Source organism: Stenotrophomonas sp. SBJS02 (assembly GCF_020428325.2).
GTDB lineage: Bacteria > Pseudomonadota > Gammaproteobacteria > Xanthomonadales > Xanthomonadaceae > Stenotrophomonas > Stenotrophomonas africana.
This window is the reverse complement of the sequence record NZ_CP109812.1, coordinates 1,384,305-1,405,496: the sequence shown is the minus strand read 5'-3', so window position 1 is coordinate 1,405,496 and position 21,192 is coordinate 1,384,305. Positions and strand designations below refer to the sequence as shown.

The window sequence follows — 21,192 nt, the reverse complement described above, 5'->3', positions numbered from 1 at the left end:
ATTCTGATCTATTCGTGAGTGGGTCGTCTTACTCACGGAGAGACCATGACCCAGCACCACAACCTGGGACGCAGCGAGAAGTATCACGCCCTGCCCCGCACCCTTTACGCCCTGTTGTTCGACGACGGGGGATGCTACGTTGGCCAAAGCTCGAACCCGCAGCAGCGGGAGAAGCAGCACCGCTCCCCCAAAGGCGGCTGGCACCGTCCCTTCCGGTTCCATGCGCTGGAAGTGGTGACCGCCACCAGGGCGGAAGCCGAAGTGTATGAGCAGGCGTGGCGGGTGAGGGCCTCCCGGGAGGGGTGGCGCATCTACGCCAAGCCACCGGGGATCGTGGTCAACCCCCACCGGCGGGCCACGGCCCACGTGCGCGGGTTGGCCCACCAACGGCGGTGGCAGCTGGGAACACCGGTGAAAGCCCCCTCCGAACACGTGGGGTGGTGGCCGTGGATTGCGGTGGGGGCCATTGTGTTGCTGCTTGCTCGTTGCGTCACCGGGTAAGCGCGATCCCGCGTTGTTTCACCGCTGGCACCTGAGGTTGCGGTTTCAATCCTGCCAACAGCTCTTCTACGTCCTGGACCAGGTTGCGCACCGGAGCAGCCTGGGTCTCGGACAAGCCGACGCTCAGCGCCATTTCCTTGTGCCGTTCGGTGCCCAGCCGTTCGGCCATGCGCTCCATCATCTCGTCGGTCGTATACATGCGGTAGCTGCCCTTGGTGAGGCGGGTGAACGCCACCAAGGCCGACTGCTGATCGAGCATGCCCATGTTCGTGGCCAAGTGGTAAACCTCGGATTTCCCCTGTCCTTGCGCCTTGTGGACGGTCATGGCATACCGGTGGGCCAAGGCATTGTGTTCGCTCGTGTTGAATTGCACGATGCGCCCATTCTCCTTCGGATTCGAGCCCTCGATGCGCACCACCACGTCGTAGCCGCCGGACTTGTCCTTTCGAATGCTCTCCACCGTGCCCTCGGTGCCGTTGATGACACCCAAGTCGTTGTTGGTCGCGGTGAACATCACCCGGTCCCGGCGGGAGAGCGTCAGGTCCTCCCACTGCCCTTTCACGATCGAGCGGAAGGTGAATTCCTCCCTGTCCAGCACGCCTTGCTCCTGGAGCCCCTTTCGGATGCCCGTGGTAAGGGCTTTGACTTCAGAGCGCGTGTGGGCCAGAACCAACTTCTCGTCCATCGGGGTGGGGTCTTTCAGGTAGTCGTCCACCAACGCCTTGATGGCCTGCTTTTCCGTTCCGAAGTCGTCGATGCAATTTCCCTCCTTGAGATTGCGAAGGGTCTGCGCACCCATATCAAGGGTGCCTTGGCGGCTGCGGTGCCCGCGGCGCATGTCCTTGACCTTCCCCTGGTGGTCCCGCTCGTAGAAACTGTTGGCGGTGATCAGGTCACCGGCGTTCTTCTGCCGGCGAATCTCGGTCAGCTTCTTGTCCCCCAAGGCCATCTTCGCCAGCTCAAAGCCGTTGCCCGCGGCGATGGGCTGAAGCTGGTCACTGTCTCCTTGCAGGATCAGCTTGGCGCCCACCCCCTGGCAGTAGGTCATGAGCTTCAAGGTGTCATCGGTAGCCACCATGCCGGCTTCATCGAGCACCACCACAACATTCTTCGTCAGAGCAACCTTGCCCTGCCGGAGCTGGGAAAAGAACTTTGCAACCGACATGCAGGGCATGCCGGACTCTTCTTCCAGCTTAGCCGCGGCTTTACCCGACACGGCCAAGCCCATCAACTGCTTTCCTTCGGCTTCGAAGCACTGCTTGTAGACCTCGGCCACGGTGGTCTTGCCGGTGCCAGCCAACCCCGACATGACCCCCACGCCGGCAGTGCCGTGGGTGAGGTGACCGATGGCGGCTTTCTGCTCCTCTGTGAGGGTGAACCCCTTTCGCTTCTCATAGGCGGCGATCTCCCGGTCTACGGTGGAGCGGAACAGCTTCAGGTCCGTCTCGTTCTCCCGCTCCTTCGAGCGACGGATGATCTCGGCTTCCCATTCGACCATCCAGGTGGCGCAGAAGCGATCCTCCCGGTGCTTGCGTGCCAAACGAGTGCCACGGTCGTCTTTGTGGAGGTGTTCGGCTTTCACGCGCACCAGGTCGTCCTGTTCGGTGAACTCCTTCACCATTTTGAGGATCTCCTCCGCGTTCTTTTGCCCGGCGAACTCCATCCCCAGCTCCCGGACCAGGTCATGCTCGCAGAACATCGCCTCGTTCTCGTGCATGCGCTGCAAGACCTCGTCAAAGGTATGCGGGTCCAGGTGCTGGCCTTGGGTCTGCTTAAGCGACTGGGTGGTCGGAACCAGGTCAGGCCTTTCCTTAGCAATGTTGGCGAAGGTTTGCTGCCAGTCCTTGACCACCTGCTCGAACGGCGGTTCTTCCTTCTTTTTGCGGGTGGCCTTGCAGGCCTCGTCGTGGCTGGCGTTGGGGTGTTCTTTGACGTAGTCCAAGATTTCCTGGCGGCGGGTCTTCGTCTGAAGCACCAGCTCACGGTCGATGCCGGCAATCGTGGTGAGAATCTGGCCCGTCTCGCGCCCCATCACGTCCACCTCGCGCTCCCGCTGAATCCCATAGCCCAGCGCTTTCATCGCGGCGTAGAGCTCCACTTTGTAAAGGTGATCCGCGGCGTGGCGGTGGCGGTAGATCTCGATGGCATCGAACGTGCCCCACTGGCCATCCTCCCCCTTGGAGATCCCGAAGGCCAGGTGATGGGTGTGCAGGTCGCACTGCACGTTCCTGTTGCTGACGTGGTCGGCGGCTGCCCACACCAATCCCTGGGTGTCTATAACGTCTTTCCCCGCTCTTCCGCGCCGGGTCTCTACCTTGCTCTCGATGTAGCGCATCGCCACGGCGCAGGCCTGGCGGTGCGCTTCCAAGATGGCCAGCTTCTCGCGTTCATCCGCAAGGGCAAACGCCACGCTCACGTCCCCGGGGGCGGAAATGGTCAGATCGAACCCCACCCGGTGGCCGCCCTCCCACTTCTCCATCGGCTTGCCGTCGTCGTCCAACCGCACGTTTCCCCAGCGATCCGTCTTGATGACCAATCGGGCCTCCTTGCCCGCGTTTTTGCACAACGGCCTTCCGGTGGGTGAAAAGCCCTTCCCCAGCTTTTCCATCACCTCGCGGGTAACCGGCTGCCCTTCCAGGCCGAGTTCGGCGGCAAGGCTGCCGCCCCAATTGAGCGTCTGCCGCGGATCAGGACCGCTGCCGGCGTAGTAAGCCACGGCGCTATCGATGGACAGGCGCTCGGTGGCCAGCATGTAGTCGAACATGTTGCCGTTGCGCTTGTTGTGGCCGCGGGCATCGATGCGGGTGCAATTGATCACGGGGACCTCCTGGAACGTTGATGGATCCAAGGTCCCAGAAAACGGAGAGTTGGCAAGGCCGATCACCGCTTGAAAAGCGCGTCGATTTCCTCGGGTGTCATGGTCAGCACCCGCTGGACCGTGTCGATGCCTTCTGCGGTGGTTGGGAAGGCCAACGCGTCACCGGTCAAAGGGGGCAATTCAGCTTCTCCCACCACACCGGCCGGCTTGGTGGTCCACGCGGCGGCCACCTGCCCTTCGCGAACCGTTGGATGGCTCCTGCCGGGCCACGTCAGCAACAGCACGTCCCCGCCCATTTGGACGATCGCCTCGATGCCCCACTTCTCGGAACCGTAGCGATTGCCTTTGCGGAAACCCAACCGGTCGGTGAGCTCACCGCTGGAAACCAACGCGCGGCTCTCTTCGTGAATCTGGGCCTTGTCTTCGTGCCCACGCCAGGCGATTCTCCGCTTGCCGAGCTGGCTGGCCAGCTTGTCCCGGGTCGCCCCCATCTGCACTTGGCACACCACGTGGGTGCCCACCAGCGATGAGAAGGCCTGGGCGGTCTTGTCCCCATAAACCAACTCAATCTGGGAGTGATCCTGGACCGCCATGATGGCCACCACGCCTTTGCTGCGTCCCAACGCCAACAAGGGATCGATGTTCAAGCGCCCGGCGCTGGTCAGCTCGTCGAACACGAAGTAGAGCCCACGCCCGCCCTCGTTGTCCGGCAAACCTGGCCCAATGAGATCTGGCACGGCCACGTTGATCATGGCGGCGATGTAGGCCTTCGTCAGGGTTGGGTCGGGTCCGGATTGAACGATGACCTGCTTGCGCCCGGTGTAGTCGTCCCGTATCCACTCGGTCATCGAGAAACGGCGCTTGCCAACCTTGGGCCATGCGGTGGCCAGGTCGTCGATGAGGCGGGTGAAGCCCCCGAGGGAAGACAGCACGCTGGACGTGGTTTGGCTCTCCGGATCACGCACCAGTGCGGCGCCGCGGGGGTAATGCGGGCGCATGCCTGCGGCCATCTCTGCAGCCGGGCGGCGCACCAAGGCCGCCAGATCGGGCCACCCCCACTGGCCAGGCCGGGTGTTCTGGAGTTCGCGCACGCACCCGATCAACAGGTCCTGGGCGGCCATGCTCCAAAATTTGGCGTTCCCGTCGCCCTCTGGGATGAGAGAGGCGGCGAACGCCGCCGCCTGGGTCGGGGTCCGCACGTCGGCGGCGACGTCCCACACGTGGGAGCGCGCATCGAAGGGCGACACGATGATGGGCCTTTTGAAAATCGACGTGAAATCACCCTTGATGTCGTAAAGGAACAGCTTTGCGTCCCTCTTTCGCGTCAGTTGTTCCAGGATGTGCTTGAGGATGACGCTCTTGCCCGAACCCACCGAGCCGGTGATCAGGACATGGCGCGCCCAATGCTTTTTTGGCAACAACAGATCCGGATGGAGGGACAGGGCGAAGGGATCCGCCTCGGCGTCTTTAGGAGTTACCGAGCGGCGCCGGGCTTCGTCCACGGCCTCCTTTCCTTCCAATAGCCGCGGTCCGGCCAGGTGCCAGGTGTTGCTCACTGGCTCAGCTGCCTTGAGGAACATGCGAAGGCCAAGGCCCGCCGCCAGCAGAAGCGACGCCCCGATGCGGGTCCACGTCGCCACTGGGTGGTGATAGGCCACCAGTTCGATGAACTCCCGTGCCGGAGCGCGAGCCGAGATGCCGACGGTCAGGAAGTGATAGGCGGTGACCAGACCGCCTTTCACGGCATCGGCGAAACGGATGAGCGAGCCATCGGGATTCGGGATGAGCCAGGCAACGCCCATGCTCCCCACGTAGACCAAGCCAAAGACGAATGCACAGGCAAGAACGGCGCGGTGCCAGTATCGGACCGGCTGGGAAGGCGCAACGCTGCCGGGCACGTCGCCCAGGGCATCAAAGGGCTTGGGTTTGCTCATGTCGGTGCATGCGCGTCGGGGTCCGCCCTCGCCACCCTGGCTGCTCTGGATTGGCGCCGTGGGCCATCAGGTGGAGGCAGGCCCGGGCGTGCTTGTGAAGGGCGGCAAGGTGGAGCGGTGCCCACCCGTGGGCGTTGAGGGCCGCCACGTCGGAGCCCGCTTCAACCAGAGGCGTGACCAGCGAGGCGTGACCAAACCGGGCCGCGTGGTGCAGGGGCGTGTTGCCGCTCACATCGGGCAACCGGGCGTCCGCGCCCATGCCGATGCAGGCCAGCAGTGCTGCTTCGTGGCCCGCCCGGGACGCCCCCACGAGCCAGCCCTGCCACGGTGCGTTCTCCCGCAACCGGTTTGCATCGGACTTCCGTGCCCGCGCTTCCTCCACCGCCATCGCCATGCCTTGGAAGAGCGAGACGTGCTCTGCCATGGACAACCCAGCCACCCTCTCTGCCAAGGTGCTGTATACCATCGGCTCGTCACGGTCTGCCAAGCGCCTCCCGTAAGCACGCACCAGGTCCCGGGTGGAGGCCCGCGTGGGCGCGTCGAACCCCAGGCGATGCAAGCCCCAGCGCAGGTCCACTTGGGGCACATCATCGTGCTCCCGCTGGCGCACCTGCCAAACCAGACCGCCCAACCGACCCTCAACAGGGGCAACGCTCAGGGCGTGGGCGCGCGCCAACACTTGCGAATCGTGAAGGCCTTTGGATGCGCCGGCTTCGCGAGCGAGCGCGGCCGCCAAGGCCTCCGCTCGTTGGAGGTCCAGGGGACGCAAAAGGCGCAACAGGGATTCTTGAGTGTCCATCTCCATGGTTGTAGCGTTGAATCGCTGGCCGTCAAGCCAACACGCAGAAATGGTGGGTCAGGAAGGACTTGAACCTGCAGGGGAGTGAACCAGCAGTTTTACAGACTGCCCCGGCTTCGTTACCGGACTACTGACCCGAACGCTAAACGCTGTCGGGTGGGCCAAAGACGATCCAACCCAACATGTAGAAAATCAGCGCGGGGTAGAACCAGAAATCAAACCCATCCCAGTCAAACCGGCGCCAACGCTTCCTGCACCTTGCACGCAGCTTGAGCCAGCGCCGGCTGCTCACCGGAAGGAACTCTGGACCACCACCCCGATGGTCACAAAGCCCGCCACCGCCATGGCCACCACTTTGAGCAGAACCGGAACGGCCGGGGGGTAGACGAGAACAGCCGCTGCGAAGGCCGCGGTCAGCAGGAACAAGCTGGTCAGCAGTGGAACCGCGTTTTCGAAAGCGAAGTCTTTGAGGGCATTGAACAACGTGGACATGGTGGCTTTCCTTTTGGTTTTATGAGTAGGTCTACCTACTCTTTACAAAACCAGTAAAGCACCATCAAACTGGACGTCAAGACGCAAAAATGCCCGATTCTGCGAAGAACCGGGCAGATTTGAACATCGGTGAAAAATTACTGTCGGAAGACGTTCGGTTGGGCCTGCTTCTGGTGCTTCTCCCAATCGTAATTGGCAGCGTAGTCCTTCATGAAAGCCGCCTCCTTCAACGAACTGCGGGCGTAATCGGCGTATCCCAGGCGCCCAGGTCCGTTCTCCATCCGCTGCTCACGGGTCAACATGGGAGGGGTCTCCTCCCGCTGGGCCCCGCGTTGCTGCCGCCACTGCGCAACGGTCGCATGAACCACCTGCTCGTGCTTGTCGTCCGGCTTTGCATCACGAACGGCTTTGTCGGCCTCCTGGATCTTTGCCTGGAGCGCGGCGATCTGATCGGGCGAGGCCTTCTCTGCCCACTCCAGAACGCGCTGTCGGCGTTGCTCGATGGCGTCTTGGTCTTGGACCACGTTCTGCTCGAAGTCCGCCCGTGCCGCGCTGTCCTTCTGGGGCGGTGGGCGATCGCCCAGAAGCCGCTCGTTGCGCTGCGCCTGGAGTGCTCGCAGCTCGGTCATTTCTTCGATGGGTTGGGAAAGGGTGTCGCTCATGTTTGTTTCCTCCGCTGGGGTGAATGGGTTCATCGTTGATCAATCCGTGGGTTTGGCAAGGGGGGGCGAGCCCCCTTGCCTATCCGCATCAATCCGCATCGGGCAGCAGCTCCGCCAAGTCGATTCGCTTGATGCCGGCACGGTTCAGCGCCACGATGGCGTGACCACGGGGCTCAAGAAGGGCGGAGTATTCTTCCTGCAGGAAGAGCGGCTGCACCTCGCGCTTGCCCCCGGTGGGCATGTCAATGTCGCGCGCGATCTCGTCTTGGCCCAGCGTGTCCTCCGATCCAATCCGCCAGCGGCGGCCCGTCACGGCGTCGATGCGCGAGGCCGTCAACCGCCCGGCCCCTTCCATGCGCATCTTGTCGTAGGCGGACGCGTAGGCATGGTCCGGGTCGTTGAGCACGGAGTGGCGCCAATTGTTCATGCCGCCTTGGTAGTCGATGCCCCGGGTGCGCTGTTTGAACGTGGTCAACGTTGCCTGTCCGAACCGCTTTTCCAGGTATTCGTGGGTGTTGTGCGAGCACTTCAGCGCGATCACCGACTGCATCGTATTGGCCATGAGATCCGCCTCGTTGACCGAACCAAAGGCGTTGACCAAGCTTTCAAACCCTTGCGTTGCAAGCACGGGCATCAACCCCAGCGAGCGCGAAACGGAGAACAGGTTGATGTCATCGGCCGTCAACAGCAGGTGGGCCTCGTCCATCATCAACATCACTTCAGTTTGCCCAGGCAACGCTTCGCGCCACTTGTCGCCGAATGCACCACGCGCCTTGATTCCGTTCATGACCCGCTGCTTGAGCAGGCGCATCATCATTTCACCTGCCTCACCGAACTGCGTCGGCGGCAAGAAGAGGCCTACCATGGCTCCATAGAGCGCATCGGACACGTCCACCTCGCCCTTCTCGATCGAATGCCAAGGCATGTCCGTTTTGCTGTCACGCAGCTTTTCGCCTCGCAAGAGCTTCTCCAGCAGCCCTCGTGAGTTGAGCGTGAACGACTGCCTCTGTTCCGGATGCATATCGGGAACCTCCTTCAGCGCCCAGTTCAGCGAGCTCTGCAGCTGAGACATGGGACGGAAGAGGTCTGGGTGGATGGTTTCGGGAGCGTTGTCCTGACGAAGGCGGTGCTGCTGCAGGTAAGCCGCATAGGCCAGCCGCCCCTCTTCGTCATGGCTCGTGTCCGCCTCTTCCAGGCCCAAATATTTCACCACCTCCATCAGCCTCGGATTGGCACGAGGCGCTGGGCTGGCGGGAATCACGTGTTCCACAATGGACAACAACTTGATGTGGTGGAATGGCGTGTAATGCCATTGCCTGTCATCGCTCACCGGGATTCGATGGATGGCGATCTGCTCGGCGATCCGCTCGATCAACGCCTCAGTCTCGGCCACGTCCTCGCCCAGCTTGCGCTGTTTGACCAGCTCAAGCTCCGCATCCAACTGTGCACGCTCCAGCCCTTCCAGCTTGGCCGAGCACCAAGACCTGTAAGCCATCTCGTGATCCACGAGCGCACGAAGGATGATGCCGGTGTGGTAGAGAAACGCGTCACCGCCGTCCGTCCAAAGCTTGGATTTCTCGTCCACTCGCCCACCGGCTGCACCGCGCAATGCCCGCACGATCTGATCCGGCGCCAACCCTTCGTATGGCGCCACCCGCATGCCGGGTTTGACGACGATATCGAACAATCCTTCCAAGTCCGAGATGATCGCCCCGTCTTTGCCGTCGGCGATGAGCGCGCCACCGCCGGCAAGCTTCTGCTGCTTCAAGCGATCCCTTGCATCTGCGTGGCCTGGCGCCACACATGCCATCGCCAACGCGGCTCTACGGAACCGACGAGCGATGGGTCTCAGCGCAGCGAAGGATTTGCCAGATCCAATGGCTCCAAATACGAGCAGGCCCTGCTGACAATCCCTCCACGAGAACATCATCACGGTGCCCAGGTCGGGCGAGTAGCCATAGCCCTTGTCGGAAAGGTGTCCCGTGGCGCGCCCAATGGTGATCAGCGGGGTCTTGTCCCGCAGTGCCGCCTCAGCTTGCTGTTCACGCGCCTTGACGTGCGCGTTGATCAGCGCCCCCTGGGTGGCCAGGTTGTTGTCGTTGTTCTGCAGGTAAAGCCGGGCGGCGTTTTGGACAAAGTTGCCTTCGGCGTATTGCATCGCATACATGCATGCCAGCACGTAAGGCGCCGCCTCGCCCAAGCCAAATGGCAGGACCTTGGCGACCACCAGTGTGGCAAAGATGAGCCCCACCCACTTCATCGCTTGAATGAAGCGCGCGGCTGTCCCGCCAATGACGCCCCGGTGCGGGTGCGAGGCCGCCGACACAAAGCAAACCACAAACAGGATGCCCACCAAGCCAAAGGCCCACCACAGGTAGGTCTTAGCCATCTGGGCATACACAGCCATGCCGCCGGCTTGCATTGCCACCTCGGTGCTGCCATCGCTGTCGCCGACCACGAACTGAAGCGCCATCGGAACCCATTGCAGCAGCACCAGGGCTTTCAGGGCCTCCTTCATGCCCTCGCCTTGCTTGAGGGCGATGAAGTATGGAATGGTCAGCAGTAGAGCGGCCCAGCCTGCCCAGCCGATGAGGCTCACCAGGAAGGTTGCCAGAACGCCGATCACGGGGAAGGCGAGATACATCAAGGGAGTGGCCAGGCTGTCGCCGCCCTGCCCCATGTCGTTGCCCTGCAGGAAGCCCTCGGCACGCCGTCCAAGCTTCGTCGTGATGATCCGCGATTGGGTGTCCCGCAAATCTTCCGGAACCTTGGGCCACCACTCCTGGAATTCGTCCTCGCTGCGTCCGTCGGGCACCTTGAACACCTGGGCTTTCTCGTCCCAGACGGCGCCGCACTCCAGCGCGAAATCCCGGTCAGCCTCTGGCACATCGAGCTCTCGACTACGGACGCGATCAGTCACGTCAAAGCGCCCCACCAGGTTTTCATACTCCTCGGCGGATTTGACGATGATTTCTTCCTTCACGTTCGAAGGCTCGCCGCTCTTCCGGCGGAACTTGCGCCCCAGGCCGCTCGTCCAGTCAAGCACGTTGAACAAACTGATTGCTGCCATCTCTGTCTCCCTCCCCTGTCAGATCAACGAAGCCAATGCGCCAAGACGGCAAGCACCAAGCAAAGCGGCGCGCACGCCAGAAAGCCCGCTTTGGCCACCCAGCGCTCTGCGACCTGCTCAACCTTGCTCGCGTAGAGCCGATCCTTGGTCCATGCGTCATACGCGGCGTCGTCTCTGACCGGAGGCCTGCGATCGGCGCGCAAGTAGTAGAAGGTGCGGCGGACGCCTTCGCTCAGGTGGCCCATGCCAAACGATTCAGGGCTGCCGAGGAACAAGCGCCCGTGCAGGTTCAGCCACTTTGAGCCGAAGTGAAGTTTTCCGGGTTCCCGGTATTGCGTGAAAAACCACTTAAACATGTCTCCCCCTTATTCATGAGTAGGTCACTTCTTTCTAGATCGAATCCGCAGATGCGCAAGGGGGATCAATCGATCCCCGACTTCTTCGCCCAGGCGTCCAGGTCTGCGTTGGCTTCTTGCTGCCAGTCGTGCCTCGGCTCGGCGGCTGGTGCGGGGGCCTTCTTCGGCAACGGGGCGGTCGCACGTTTCGGCGAAGGCATTGGCTGGGACGCAATCGGCGCTGTCGTCGTTACCGGGGGAGCGGCGACAGGTGCGGGTCTCTCGATCGTGGCTTCTGGCTTGGCCTGTTCTGAAAGCACTGCTGGAGCGGGCGCGACCACGGGGACTTCCACCACCTCCGGCAACTGCTCGGGAGCGGCTGGAGTGGCCACCGGCGACGCGGGAGCGGGTGTGCTTGGAGGCACCTGGTTGTTCTTCCCAAGCAAGAAGTAGATCGCCCCCGCGACCAATGCTACCGCCACCACACCGGCCAAGACCCAAGGCAAACGAGAGCGGGGGCTGGGTTGGATTGGAGTTACCGGCTGCTCTACTGACGCGGCATGTGGCGGCTGGCTGGACCCTTCAGGCACCGCAGAAACGGACAGGGTATCCACCACGTCCTGCTGAGACAGGTCGGCCAAGGGTGCCGCACCTTCACCAGCAAGTGCCGCTGGCACATGAATGGTCGAATTCGCATCCAGCGCTTCTTTCGCAGCCCCACGAAGTCCATCCATTCCATCGGATACGACCCCGCCAGAAGCGAGCAGGTCGTTGCTGGTCATGCCAGCCCCTGTCTCACCAAACAGAAACTGCTCACTGCCGAGCTCTAATTTCGTTAACGAGGTAACAGCTCCAGGGTCTGGCACGAGATTGTTCGCACCGCCCAGTCCATCTGCAACCTGTGCGCCAGGCTCTCCAAATTCATCAACCAGTTCCCAAACGGTGCACATTCCCTTATCACCCGCTCCTACGAGAACCGGTGCAGCTGCATCGGACGTCAGTTGCCTGACCAACATTTCCTGCTCCACGGTGAGCGGAGCGTCTTGAGGCTTCTCTTCGACAGCACTATGTTCCTGGGCTTCTCGGGTGCGCTTTGCGTCCAGTTGCGCCTTGGCTTGCTTCGCCTTCTCTGCAGCGGCAACAACGCCCTTCTGGGTCAACTCGGCAGTGCGCTTGCTGATCACCCCGGCCCAGTGACCGGCAGCTTTCAGGTTTTCTTTCACGCCATCGGAAACCAGCCGCTCTTCCTGCGTGGGCGAAGCGGTTGGGGTTGCCTTGGCACGCTCAAGCAGTTCCTTGCGCTTGCGCTGAAGGATTCTTTGGTTCTTTTCTTCTGGGGTCATGTGGGCTCCTCGGAAGGGGGAAGGAAGCCCGAGCATCGATCGACACCCGGGCACTGAGATCACCGGACGTCAGGCACCGGGGTAACGACGATCACGGGCTCACCGCTGCCGCAGCGGTCGTCCACCGTGACCTTGGACAGCGCGCCACGCTTGGCCAGCTCAACGATGGGCACCTGGCAGGCGGCCTTGTCGGCGCCTTGGAACACCACCGTCAACCCGTTGCTGGACTTGTTCAACAGACCCGCGAACTTGTCGAGGAAGGCCCGGGTGTCGCTGTCCAACCGCTTCATGTCGGCGGGGTTGTAGTTCAAACGCAACGAATCTAGGACGGCTTCCTGCTTGCCTTCCACGGTTTCGGTCTTGGTGACCACTTCGGCCTTCATGCCAGCCGCACGGGCGGCGTCGGCGGCCTGCTCGGCGTGCTCCCGCTGCTGCGTCACGTAAGACGCCGAAGCACCCACGGCAGCACCGGCGGCGCAAGCGCCCAAGGCCTTGTCTTTCTTGCCCGTGAGCAAGGCGATGGCTCCGCCGGCCACGCAACCGATGCCACCGGCTTTGAACAGACGCTTCTTGTCGGCCTTGGGCTTGCCATCGTCCTCCGCGGCATGGACCGCATCAGGGGCGGCCTGGGCGGAAACCTGAAGCGGCATGAACGCCGCCAGGCAGAGAGTGAGAGGAAGGGAAAAACGTTTCATGGGATGGATCTCCTGCTGTGGGGGAAAGTTAGGTGCGTGGAGCAGTCATGGGTCCGGTTGCGGGCACCTTGGCCGCACCAGGACCTTTTGGAGAGGGTTGCGAGAGGGCCGCCGTCACGACCTTGCGAAGCGCTTCTTCGTAGCGCTGAATGGCGCTGTCCTGCTCCGCCTTCGTTTCGTCTCGCAACCGCCGCAGGTCTTCTTGGAGCGCACTCCGGAACAGCGCGTTCTCTTCCCGCAGATCGTCGATGAGGCGCTCCAGCTGAGCGTTGGCGTTCTCCAACACGCTCACCACTGACGTGGCGGTGTTGTGTCGCTCCAGCGCCTCTCGCACGTAGGCGCTGAACGCGCTGCCCGATTCACGGGCGAGCCGCTGAGCAAGTTTCAGTTGCCGAGGGTCGAGGTTTACGTTTTGACGAACGAACGCCATCGGTCGAGTAACTCCGTTTCGGGATTACTCCACCGATACCGCGAATCTCGGAGTTGGCAAGGCCCCACGTCAGGAGCCTGAAAAACATGGGCCAAACGAGCTAACAAGCACTGACACTGTCTCCATTCGGTGGTGACATGGTCAGGCCTTGATTGCATTGAGGTTTCGGCTGGCGTTACAGCGATTCTTGGGCGAAAAACGCACTCCCACTTCAGTGCGTCATGTGTATGACGACTCTGGGGAACCGTCCGGGCTCCTGCTTCTCTGCCACTGCCGACATTGCTTCCACCCACGTTGGGCTCTTGCAGTTGCTTTTCGGCGGCCCCTTGCGTGTTGCCCCAGGTGCGCTATTGGTGGTCTACGCCCCCTCGCCCCACAGGACCACCACCCACGCCATGCCCACGCAACGCTCCCGCTCTTCCACCCCTCACGCCCACCGATGCCCCACCCCGGGAATCCGTGCGGAGTTTTCCAGCCCACCGTTTCGCATTGCCCCCAATCCCCAGGACAGGTTGCCCTCGCCCACCCGCAGCACGCCCCAAGAAACCCAAATCACATTGGTTTTAGTCAAACGTGTGCAGTGCCCTTGGATACACCCACAGCGCGTTTCCCGAATCACAAGTGGGGAGCCAAAGAACCCCTGGAAGGAAATCGCAGATCCCTCGCCGCATTTCGTTTTAGTCAAGCGAGGGTGCGCGCCATGGCCTTCATTCACCGCCATTGGCCCATCAATGATCCACCTGCTTTCGTTTCAGGAGTGCTCTCATGAACACCGCTGACCTGGACGCGTTTGCCCGTCGCGTGCTGGCCTTCCATGCCGCCCGTGGGCCTGCCACCCCACGCTGGGCGCTGGACGTGGCCCGCCGCTCTGAGAACCCCGCGTGCGCTTTCTGCACCGCCCCTTTGAACGTGGATCATCGCCATTCGTGGGGGCTTTCACCCCTCGTTCCGTTGAACCAGGGCGGCCCGGCGGACACCGAAAATCTGCTCATGGCCTGCAAACGCTGCATCGCTGAACGCGGCAGCCGAGACCTGTTGGCCTGGCCCGAGTTGAGCCAGCGGCTGCCACCAGAACCCTTGGACGCCCTGCTGGCCGACCGGCTGCTTGTCCTCCAGCGCTCCGACAACCACCTGGTCGAGGTGGGGCGCTTTGCCAAGCCAGCCACCGTCCTTGCCCAGCTCCAAGAGCGCTGGATACACCCCCGGTTCGTCGTTCACGCCCAGAGGCATTCGGACGGCTGGATAGTGGGGTGGCCACTGGCCCACCGTGCCCATCTGACGCGAAACGACTTGGCCGCGCTCTTGCGCAACGTGCACCAAGGCGAATGGCTGGAACACCCCGAGGTGGTGGCCTTCCGGTTGACCGAGGATGTTTTTCAATCGGCGGTGTGGCAACTGATCGCCCTCCACGCGTTGGTCGTCCCCCTGCATCTGGGGACTGACACTCCTTCCGACCGCTCCTTTGAGAACCGGTGGATGGCCCGGTATCCAAGCCTGCGCCAGATCCGACTGCGGCGACAGGGCACGCACGAAGCACCGTGGCCTAGCCAGGCCAAAGACCACATTCCGGCTTACAGCGACAAGCCCAACGCGGTTCGCATGCGGACACAGCGCCAAGCCGCTCGTCAGGAGGAAATCAAGGCACAGTGGCTCAATGCCCGGCGCCGTTTAGCGAACCGGGACGCTGGGGTGGCCAGTGGGACGTTGAGGGCATGGCTGCCTGGGGAACGGTCCGCGCTGCAGGCCGACGTGGACGATCTGGCGGCGGCGTGGTTGAAAGCCCGCAAGCGCCAGCCGAAGGGGCGCCCGGACACCAGGTATCCCTTACCATTGAGGCAAGCTCAGACAACCAATTGACCGACATGGACGAAAAGGATCAGGACAAGGGAAGCGACAGTAAGGCTAACCGGAGCCCGTCGAAGCCTCAGCGGCGAAAGAAGAAGTGGAAGGAGCAATTTAACAAGCCTTTCAGCAGCCTGTTCACCATTCGCGATAACGAAGATGGAAACCCGCCGGAGCTGGAGGAATACCTGGTTCGTCAACACCTGCAAAAAGGGCTGAGCCACCTCCGGATGAGCAGCCGTGATGTTAGGTCAGCGCTAAAGGTCTTGAGCTTGGGCGAGCTGAACCAACTTTGGAGCATGCGCGAAAAGAAACTCAAGTATGTGGAGGACGCCGCCCTTCTGTTGGCGCACATCCGGCACCGGTCCGGGATTGACCTTCAGTTGCGCTCGGCATCGGAGCTTTTCAGTCACGATGTGATCCAAGCCCTTCAGGGCGTCCTTGAGGAGAGCGGGCGATTAAGGCTAGAAAAGCCACTGCCGCCGGCTCCTGATGCTGTCGCAGCAGAGGGAAAGCGAATGGAGCAGGTCCTCCGGGTGATCCGAGAGGGCCAGGCCGAGTTTCGCAAGCGCCTAGTCGCTCACTATGGAGCGGTGTGCATGGTCACCGGGACCGCCCTGGCCAGCGTTATCGACGCCGCTCACATCGTCCCTTACAACGGAGCTTCCACCAACGCTCTGAACAACGGCCTATTGCTACGAAAGGACATACACGCGCTGTTCGATGCAGGCCTGTTGACCATCGGGCCGGACCTGGTCGTTTACGTCAGCTCTGGGGTAGACGATCCGTTCTACCGTTCGTTGGACGGAAAGGAGCTCACGCTGAACGCCCCGCCCAAGATGTCCAAGGAGGCGCTGAGAAAGAGGCTGAATGGGCACGAGTCATCCGAGTTGAGCAACACGTCCCTACTGAAGTGAAACCCTGTCTTGGCCCTGATGTCTCAGGAGCTGATCAAACTCCCAAGATTTCTAACCAACTGTCCTGGCTCTCCCTTCTAGGCTGACCGCTCACCCAGCCTCCTGGAAGGAGAACACAATGAGCAGCAGCAAGAAGACCCCAATGACACAGGCCGCCCAGCGACGCATCCAAAGCGCGGTGGATCGCCAACCCAACCCCTCTCCTCAACAACGTGCGTTCAAGGCCAAAGCAGCCTCAGTTGTTGCGAAGCGGAACGGCAAGTGAGCCATGGCGGCTTTACCTCGAAATGAGGGGAGCCGCTTCATCACCTGCTTTGCGAGAACTGGGACCAGTAGGGTTGGACCCATGGGGTCTTCACCCGCCCCTGGTTGCACAGAGCGTTCCACCATTGGTTGTAGCGCTCACCGGCCAGCATTACTGCCTCCACACCCTGCTCTTCCACCCGTCCCCAAGCTTGGGCGGCGACATAGAGACGTCGCATCGTCCATGACACGTCTTTCCCCGTAGAGTGTCCGACATGCGCGATCACCGATAGCACATCCTCTTCTCGAAGCGCTTTGGTTCCATTGCGCCAACGCACCACCCAGGACTGGCCACCGGATTCGGGCGGGCCGCCCATGAGCACGCCCTCAATCTCTCGGACCTTCGGCAAGCTCTCTGGCAGGTCACGCCCGGCCGCAGCAAGCGCCAGGGCGTAATAGATGTCCAAAAGTCGGTGCTGAACCCGCTTCCTCGCCCCACTCCCAGGCGCATCAATCAACAGTGCCACCAAGCTGTTGATCTCACCCGCGTTAGCCATCAGAGGAGTGGTGAGGTCGTGATCCATCTGAGCCAATAGCAGGAGCAACGCATCCAAGCCTGGATCCAGCCGACTATCCGGCTGCATAGCTCCCGCGGGCAGTCCAACCACTTCTGCTGCCGCTTTGACCACTGCCGCTGACATACTGTCCCTGGACAACCGCCCATGCAGGACGTCGGCGGAAACCTCGTCGAATGCAACCGCCAGTGCTTCCAGCCTATCTCCGCCTGCGATACCAAGCGTGTGGTGGAAGAAGTTACACGGGGGGAGCGTTGGATGTTCGGACAGAGCGCGTGCACCTCGCTCCATCGCACGGGCTTGGCGCTCCGCACACTCCGGCATCAGCTCAGCGTGGCTTTGCCGGACGTAAGCAACCAGGCCATCACAGACCTGCTGCCGCTTCTTAGGCCTGCGCGGAATCCCAGCCTCCCAAGTTTTGGCGGACACCTTAAAAATCTTGATTAACCGATCGGAAAGCGTGCGCTTGTCTGCCCAGATTCCCGTCGAGTGAAGCAGCCAACCGGTCAGCGGTTGAGCCGTCATGCCTGGGACGCGCCAGATTTTGGCCCAAATGGCGTGCTCTTGATCAGCAGTCAGAGGGCCAAGTGCCACGCTCAGTAGATCTTTCCGTTCTTGCTCATCCCCAGATTCCGCACCGCCACCCTGGCGGCCTTGCGGTCCTCCGCGTGTTCGTCCTCGGGCGAGCTCACGATCAACAGCGTCTTGTCCTTAATGAGCGACGCGGCCGCGTAGTCGGCCAACGCCACCATGGCGGTGGTCAACGCGACTTCACTGCCGGCGTCCTCCGAATCGTCAAAGCCAAACAGCTTGGCGATGTTCTCGCGGAGCTTTGGCGGGATCGTCACCATGGCCCGGTGGTGGCGCAGCCCGTCCTCCCGACGGCGGTAGTCGTGCAGGGTGACCGATCGGGGCATGACCATGTGAACCCGCTTGCCTCCCACGCTTCCCGCCTTCTGGCTGTCGTCGTAGTCAAAGTAGGACTTGCGCTCCGGGTAGTCGCCCGGCCCCAGCAACAGGTGCTCCGGGATGCGGGCAATCGGAACGCTTGCCGCTTTGCTGGCCCGGCGGGGCTTGGCATGGGTCACGTCCTTGACGTCATCCAAGGTGCGCTTGACGGCCTTCTTCGTGGCAGCCTTCTTGGCAGGAGCTTTGCGAGTGGCCATGGGTAGGTCTGGGAGGGAAACCAAGGGAAGCTCCATCATGCCGCAGCCCTCCGGCCTGCACCAGCGGCCAAGGTATCGCGCACCCGGACAGCCAGGGCGTGAATCTCCTCCTGGGCCACCCGGGCCCAGCGGCCGTTGGCGTCGAACACGGTCTTTCCCTCCTCGTAGCAGTCCGCAAACAACGCACGATCCCGCACCAGGATAGCGCCCGACATCTTGGGGTGCTCCAGGCGGCGGCGATGGGCTGCCCGCTTCTCGTTGGTCCGGTTGGCGATGGGCAGGTAACGCTTTCCCTTCTTTTCAAGCACATCCACGGTTCGCAGGAAGATGAGAAAGCTGGCCCCATCGAGCAACGTGGGCACCAGGTAGAGATCGGCCTCGGGGATCACTTCGTTGTCCGGCAGACGCGGCGGGGTGTCGGTGATCTCCACGTCGAAGCCAGGGGAGCGCGATCGCCCGACACTGAACGGTGTTTCGTCCGACAGTGAGGCAAACGCGCAGGCCCCGCCTTGGGGGTCCCGGTCATTGACCAGCACACGCAGGCTGGGGTCACGGGCATAGCACCCGGCTAGATTCAGGGCCAGCGTCGTGCGGCCGACGCCACCCTTGAGTGAGAAGTTGCACAGTCGCATAGGGCATCCTTTCGTGAGTAGATAGGGGTTCCCTCCGAATCTACCCCGACGCTGCCATTGCGCAAGTGTATGTTTTTGCAACCCTTTCGGGCCGTTCAGCCCTTGGATTCTTTTCTATCCTTCCGACAAGGCGGCTGGACGACGGCAGTCCCACCGCAGCGTGTGGGCGGTGTTTGACGCCGAGCAATGCAGATCGAACGGCTGAGAGGCCATCCATGCTTTGACAGACGGTGGCGCAGCGCCATGCAGTGCTTCGATGATCGTCCAGCGTTGTTTTGCCGGACCGAACTCCGCGAACACGTCCGCCCCTGCTTCGGCCAGCAATCCGGCCATCTTGTCGTAGCACTGCCGCTTGGCCGGGTCATCCTGGTTCACGTGCCACGCCATGCAAGCGACGTGGAAAGCGGTGATTCCGTTGGGCCCCACCGGGTGGTCCAAGGACGGGAAAGCCGTCAGGCCCCTCCACGCCTTCAGACGTGCCTCGCGGATGGCCGCAATGGTTCTCTTCAAAGCCTGTGTGTTGCGGTGCTCGATGGCATCCAGAAGCCGCTGAGCACGCCGGTCGGTGGTCATTTCCATTTCAGCTCCTTGCGCAGCTGGCGCTCGAAGTGGCGTTGCTCGCGCGCCAGGCGGGCTTGCCGGCGAAGCTTGCCTTCGGGCAGGAACGCGGGAACCGTGGGAGGGATGTGCGCGAAAGGAAGGCCAGCGATGGGGCGGGCCGAGCGGGTGGGGCTTTCAATCATGGCGACGGTCTCTTGGGTTATTTAAAGCGGTCTTCGTGAGTAGGTCGCCCCACTCCCTTAACCCCATGCAACCAGACCACCACGCAATGTCAAGATGAAAAATCCAACTTTTTTTGACTAAAAACAGGGGCTTGCGGAATCCCAGGTGCATCGCATGCTGAATGCATGACGCACACGACCCGCCCCCGCTGCTCGCCTACCCTCACCCGCCTTTCCAAGGGCGTGCGCAGCGCGCTGGGCTTCACCCTCACCGAGACCTTGCTGGCGCTGGGCGTTGTGACCGCCGCCACGGGCGCGATGTTCCTGTTCTTCGGGCAGGTCGATGCAAAGGCCAAGCTCGCCAGCGAAACGCGCAACCTGCGCGAGCTGTCCCGACGCATCGAGAGCAGTTTTGGGATGGTGGGGACGTTCCGCGGGGTGAGCACCACGGCCATAGTGGTCGATGGTTTGGCCCCCGAATCCCAACTCGGCGTCGGGGAAAGCGTCTTGACCAACGCGTGGGGCGGCGCAGTGAACGTCCAGTCCTACACCGTCGAACGCTTCGGGGATTCGTTCTCCGTCAGCTACGCCGGCCTTCCTCGCCAAGCGTGCGTGGACCTGGTCGCGGCCAACGCGGGCGGGGTGTGGGACGCGCAGGTGTCGGACGTGTCGGTGATTCGAAACACCGGCGGCCAGCTCGACGTGGGGTTGCTGGGTAGCACGTGTGCGGACAAATCGCGCGTGGTCTTCGTCTACCACAGCGGATTGTTGGGGGGCGAATGGACCGGATCGCCGCTGGTGTTGCCACCCGTCACCCCCTCGGTCACCCCGCCCGTTTCTCCACCCGTGGGAACCCCAGTAGGGCCCGTGGGGCCGGTCGCGCCTTCCACGCCGGTGTCGCCACCATCCGCCCCGCCGCCTAGCGCCCCACCTGCTACACCCCCACCGACCACTCCGCCCGCTCCTCCGGTGAGCGTGACGCCTCCGGCCCCGCCCACGTCACCGCCGGTCACGCCGCCGCCGACAAGCACGGTGCCGCCGTGTCAGGAGTGGAGCGAGAACCGAACCATCAACTGCCCATTGGGCCAAGTGGGCCAGGTGTTCCAGAACCGCCGTCACCACTGCGGAACCGATCCGAGCGTTTACGAGGCGTGGGCTGGCTCCACGACGGCCGGCAGTTGGACCACGACCAACAGCACCTGCGCGCCGTGCCCTGCTCCCGAAACGCGCAACGTTGGATGCCCTGCCGGTCAGTTTGGCGCGATCGGCCAGCAGCGGATCTTCTCATGCACGGGCACCGGCTCGTGGAACGCCTGGACGCAAACCAATACCACCTGCACGGCTTGCCCAGCGCCTTTCCCACAAGCCGAAACCCAGTGGATCACCACGGCGGCCGCTTGCCCGGCAGGCCAAATTGGATCGCACACGTGGCAGGCCGAGCAGCGGCGGACGAGGACCGGGTCATACAACTGCCCAGCCACCACGTGGTCGCTGCCCAGCCCGACGTTCACCACTTGGACAAATTGGGCGGAGACGGGGGTTCGTCGCAACGAGGCCAATACATGCACCCCCAACGCACCACCTCCGACGTTTCCCGAATACACCGGGCGATCTTGGCATTCGTGGGGAGACGGAGGGCACTACGGCTGGGCGATCTTCTGCAACGCTCCCCGGACCCTGGCCGAGCTTCAAGCCACCTCGTTGGCATGCACTTGGCAATACGAAACGAACGACACCCCCACGTTTACGCCAGAGCCACCTGGCGTGACCCGCCCAACACCGGCTTTGGAAGCCTGTGTCTACGCGCTGCGCGCCAACTTAACTCCGATGCCAGGTTACGGCTTCGTCAACCACCCCGGCACCGCGGTTTGGCCGGCGGCTTGCTCGTGCAGCGTCGTGGGTCCAGGCGCACGGTTCTACTGGCAAGACCTGGGAGCGAGCGACTGGGTGGGCTTTGAATTCAAATGCCCCTGACGGCAAAGAAGGCGGGGGGCATCCCTCACGTTCGAAGTGGCA

20 protein-coding genes are annotated in these 21,192 nt (G+C 62.5%); 5 read left to right on the top strand and 15 right to left on the bottom strand.

All coding sequences use genetic code 11. The features are described from left to right. The first annotated feature begins 45 nt into the window (after window positions 1-45). A complete protein-coding gene (locus tag FQS62_RS06695; RefSeq protein WP_046272095.1) occupies window positions 46-501 on the top strand; it encodes a GIY-YIG nuclease family protein in 456 nt (151 codons plus the stop codon). On the opposite strand, the gene mobF is transcribed toward FQS62_RS06695, so the two are convergent. From mobF to FQS62_RS06645, 10 genes are all read right to left on the bottom strand, one after another. Beyond that, window positions 491-3,319: a MobF family relaxase gene (gene mobF, locus FQS62_RS06690; protein ID WP_049419595.1), complete on the bottom strand. Its 2,829-nt coding sequence runs from the start codon at window positions 3,317-3,319 to the stop codon at window positions 491-493. The two genes, FQS62_RS06695 and mobF, sit on opposite strands and share 11 nt — an antisense overlap. A 62-nt stretch (window positions 3,320-3,381) precedes the next feature. After that, the gene (locus FQS62_RS06685; RefSeq protein ID WP_049419594.1) at window positions 3,382-5,253 is read right to left on the bottom strand and encodes a helicase HerA-like domain-containing protein; all 1,872 of its coding nucleotides are present in this window, start codon (window positions 5,251-5,253) and stop codon (window positions 3,382-3,384) included. Further along, entirely contained in the window at window positions 5,231-6,058 is an 828-nt protein-coding gene (locus FQS62_RS06680; protein ID WP_049419593.1) for an ankyrin repeat domain-containing protein, read from the bottom strand. The genes FQS62_RS06685 and FQS62_RS06680 overlap by 23 nt, the downstream gene beginning before the upstream one ends. 282 nt (window positions 6,059-6,340) lie before the next feature. Further along, window positions 6,341-6,544, bottom strand: coding sequence for a hypothetical protein (locus FQS62_RS06675; RefSeq protein WP_005410159.1), 204 nt, complete (start codon window positions 6,542-6,544; stop codon window positions 6,341-6,343). 137 nt (window positions 6,545-6,681) lie between these two features. Continuing rightward, window positions 6,682-7,206, bottom strand: coding sequence for a hypothetical protein (locus tag FQS62_RS06670; RefSeq protein ID WP_046272099.1), 525 nt, complete (start codon window positions 7,204-7,206; stop codon window positions 6,682-6,684). Between the two features lie 88 nt (window positions 7,207-7,294). Beyond that, window positions 7,295-10,276 (bottom strand): TraM recognition domain-containing protein, encoded by a 2,982-nt coding sequence (locus FQS62_RS06665; RefSeq protein WP_111207075.1) that lies wholly within the window; start codon window positions 10,274-10,276, stop codon window positions 7,295-7,297. A gap of 23 nt (window positions 10,277-10,299) precedes the next feature. Then, complete coding sequence (locus FQS62_RS06660; RefSeq protein ID WP_088475699.1) at window positions 10,300-10,632, bottom strand: hypothetical protein; 333 nt, start codon at window positions 10,630-10,632, stop codon at window positions 10,300-10,302. A 65-nt stretch (window positions 10,633-10,697) separates the two neighbouring features. Continuing rightward, complete coding sequence (locus FQS62_RS06655) at window positions 10,698-11,954, bottom strand: hypothetical protein (protein ID WP_088475700.1); 1,257 nt, start codon at window positions 11,952-11,954, stop codon at window positions 10,698-10,700. Between the two features lie 59 nt (window positions 11,955-12,013). Next, complete coding sequence (locus tag FQS62_RS06650) at window positions 12,014-12,649, bottom strand: hypothetical protein (RefSeq protein WP_088475701.1); 636 nt, start codon at window positions 12,647-12,649, stop codon at window positions 12,014-12,016. A 28-nt stretch (window positions 12,650-12,677) separates the two neighbouring features. Beyond that, the gene (locus tag FQS62_RS06645) at window positions 12,678-13,079 is read right to left on the bottom strand and encodes a hypothetical protein (RefSeq protein ID WP_111207076.1); all 402 of its coding nucleotides are present in this window, start codon (window positions 13,077-13,079) and stop codon (window positions 12,678-12,680) included. A gap of 765 nt (window positions 13,080-13,844) precedes the next feature. Between FQS62_RS06645 and FQS62_RS06640 the strand changes: the two genes are divergently transcribed. The 3 genes from FQS62_RS06640 (at window position 13,845) to FQS62_RS06630 (ending at window position 16,103) form a co-directional block, all read left to right on the top strand. Further along, the gene (locus FQS62_RS06640; protein ID WP_049419590.1) at window positions 13,845-14,936 is read left to right on the top strand and encodes an HNH endonuclease; all 1,092 of its coding nucleotides are present in this window, start codon (window positions 13,845-13,847) and stop codon (window positions 14,934-14,936) included. A 5-nt stretch (window positions 14,937-14,941) separates the two neighbouring features. Then, the gene (locus FQS62_RS06635) at window positions 14,942-15,838 is read left to right on the top strand and encodes an HNH endonuclease (protein ID WP_049419589.1); all 897 of its coding nucleotides are present in this window, start codon (window positions 14,942-14,944) and stop codon (window positions 15,836-15,838) included. A gap of 118 nt (window positions 15,839-15,956) precedes the next feature. Further along, window positions 15,957-16,103 (top strand): hypothetical protein, encoded by a 147-nt coding sequence (locus FQS62_RS06630; protein ID WP_157804755.1) that lies wholly within the window; start codon window positions 15,957-15,959, stop codon window positions 16,101-16,103. Between the two features lie 40 nt (window positions 16,104-16,143). Here the strand turns inward: FQS62_RS06630 and FQS62_RS06625 are convergent, their stop codons facing one another. The 5 genes from FQS62_RS06625 to FQS62_RS06605 form a co-directional block, all read right to left on the bottom strand. Next, entirely contained in the window at window positions 16,144-17,181 is a 1,038-nt protein-coding gene (locus tag FQS62_RS06625) for a hypothetical protein (protein ID WP_226053563.1), read from the bottom strand. Window positions 17,182-17,252: 71 nt separating this feature from the next. Further along, a complete protein-coding gene (locus FQS62_RS06620) occupies window positions 17,253-17,861 on the bottom strand; it encodes a hypothetical protein (RefSeq protein ID WP_049419588.1) in 609 nt (202 codons plus the stop codon). Then, window positions 17,858-18,454 (bottom strand): AAA family ATPase, encoded by a 597-nt coding sequence (locus tag FQS62_RS06615; protein WP_049419587.1) that lies wholly within the window; start codon window positions 18,452-18,454, stop codon window positions 17,858-17,860. The genes FQS62_RS06620 and FQS62_RS06615 overlap by 4 nt, the downstream gene beginning before the upstream one ends. Before the next feature lie 114 nt (window positions 18,455-18,568). Then, entirely contained in the window at window positions 18,569-19,033 is a 465-nt protein-coding gene (locus tag FQS62_RS06610) for a hypothetical protein (protein WP_049419586.1), read from the bottom strand. Next, complete coding sequence (locus tag FQS62_RS06605) at window positions 19,024-19,197, bottom strand: hypothetical protein (RefSeq protein WP_158229327.1); 174 nt, start codon at window positions 19,195-19,197, stop codon at window positions 19,024-19,026. The genes FQS62_RS06610 and FQS62_RS06605 overlap by 10 nt, the downstream gene beginning before the upstream one ends. A gap of 165 nt (window positions 19,198-19,362) precedes the next feature. On the opposite strand from FQS62_RS06605, the gene FQS62_RS06600 reads away from it, so the two are divergent. Continuing rightward, window positions 19,363-21,150 (top strand): type II secretion system protein, encoded by a 1,788-nt coding sequence (locus tag FQS62_RS06600; RefSeq protein WP_208044151.1) that lies wholly within the window; start codon window positions 19,363-19,365, stop codon window positions 21,148-21,150. The last annotated feature ends 42 nt before the right edge of the window (window positions 21,151-21,192 follow it).

Excerpts from the sequence above, each read along its gene's own strand:
- FQS62_RS06635 (WP_049419589.1), top strand. The coding sequence starts at position 14,942 with ATGGACGAAAAGGATCAGGACAAGGGAAGCGACAGTAAGGCTAACCGG.
- FQS62_RS06605 (WP_158229327.1), bottom strand. The coding sequence starts at position 19,197 with ATGATTGAAAGCCCCACCCGCTCGGCCCGCCCCATCGCTGGCCTTCCT.
- FQS62_RS06675 (WP_005410159.1), bottom strand. The coding sequence starts at position 6,544 with ATGTCCACGTTGTTCAATGCCCTCAAAGACTTCGCTTTCGAAAACGCG.
- FQS62_RS06600 (WP_208044151.1), top strand. The coding sequence starts at position 19,363 with ATGACGCACACGACCCGCCCCCGCTGCTCGCCTACCCTCACCCGCCTT.
- FQS62_RS06695 (WP_046272095.1), top strand. The coding sequence starts at position 46 with ATGACCCAGCACCACAACCTGGGACGCAGCGAGAAGTATCACGCCCTG.
- FQS62_RS06680 (WP_049419593.1), bottom strand. The coding sequence starts at position 6,058 with ATGGAGATGGACACTCAAGAATCCCTGTTGCGCCTTTTGCGTCCCCTG.
- FQS62_RS06645 (WP_111207076.1), bottom strand. The coding sequence starts at position 13,079 with ATGGCGTTCGTTCGTCAAAACGTAAACCTCGACCCTCGGCAACTGAAA.
- FQS62_RS06670 (WP_046272099.1), bottom strand. The coding sequence starts at position 7,206 with ATGAGCGACACCCTTTCCCAACCCATCGAAGAAATGACCGAGCTGCGA.
- FQS62_RS06620 (WP_049419588.1), bottom strand. The coding sequence starts at position 17,861 with ATGATGGAGCTTCCCTTGGTTTCCCTCCCAGACCTACCCATGGCCACT.
- FQS62_RS06625 (WP_226053563.1), bottom strand. The coding sequence starts at position 17,181 with ATGACGGCTCAACCGCTGACCGGTTGGCTGCTTCACTCGACGGGAATC.
- FQS62_RS06650 (WP_088475701.1), bottom strand. The coding sequence starts at position 12,649 with ATGAAACGTTTTTCCCTTCCTCTCACTCTCTGCCTGGCGGCGTTCATG.
- FQS62_RS06630 (WP_157804755.1), top strand. The coding sequence starts at position 15,957 with ATGAGCAGCAGCAAGAAGACCCCAATGACACAGGCCGCCCAGCGACGC.
- FQS62_RS06660 (WP_088475699.1), bottom strand. The coding sequence starts at position 10,632 with ATGTTTAAGTGGTTTTTCACGCAATACCGGGAACCCGGAAAACTTCAC.
- FQS62_RS06610 (WP_049419586.1), bottom strand. The coding sequence starts at position 19,033 with ATGGAAATGACCACCGACCGGCGTGCTCAGCGGCTTCTGGATGCCATC.
- FQS62_RS06685 (WP_049419594.1), bottom strand. The coding sequence starts at position 5,253 with ATGAGCAAACCCAAGCCCTTTGATGCCCTGGGCGACGTGCCCGGCAGC.
- FQS62_RS06640 (WP_049419590.1), top strand. The coding sequence starts at position 13,845 with ATGAACACCGCTGACCTGGACGCGTTTGCCCGTCGCGTGCTGGCCTTC.
- FQS62_RS06655 (WP_088475700.1), bottom strand. The coding sequence starts at position 11,954 with ATGACCCCAGAAGAAAAGAACCAAAGAATCCTTCAGCGCAAGCGCAAG.
- FQS62_RS06615 (WP_049419587.1), bottom strand. The coding sequence starts at position 18,454 with ATGCGACTGTGCAACTTCTCACTCAAGGGTGGCGTCGGCCGCACGACG.
- FQS62_RS06665 (WP_111207075.1), bottom strand. The coding sequence starts at position 10,276 with ATGGCAGCAATCAGTTTGTTCAACGTGCTTGACTGGACGAGCGGCCTG.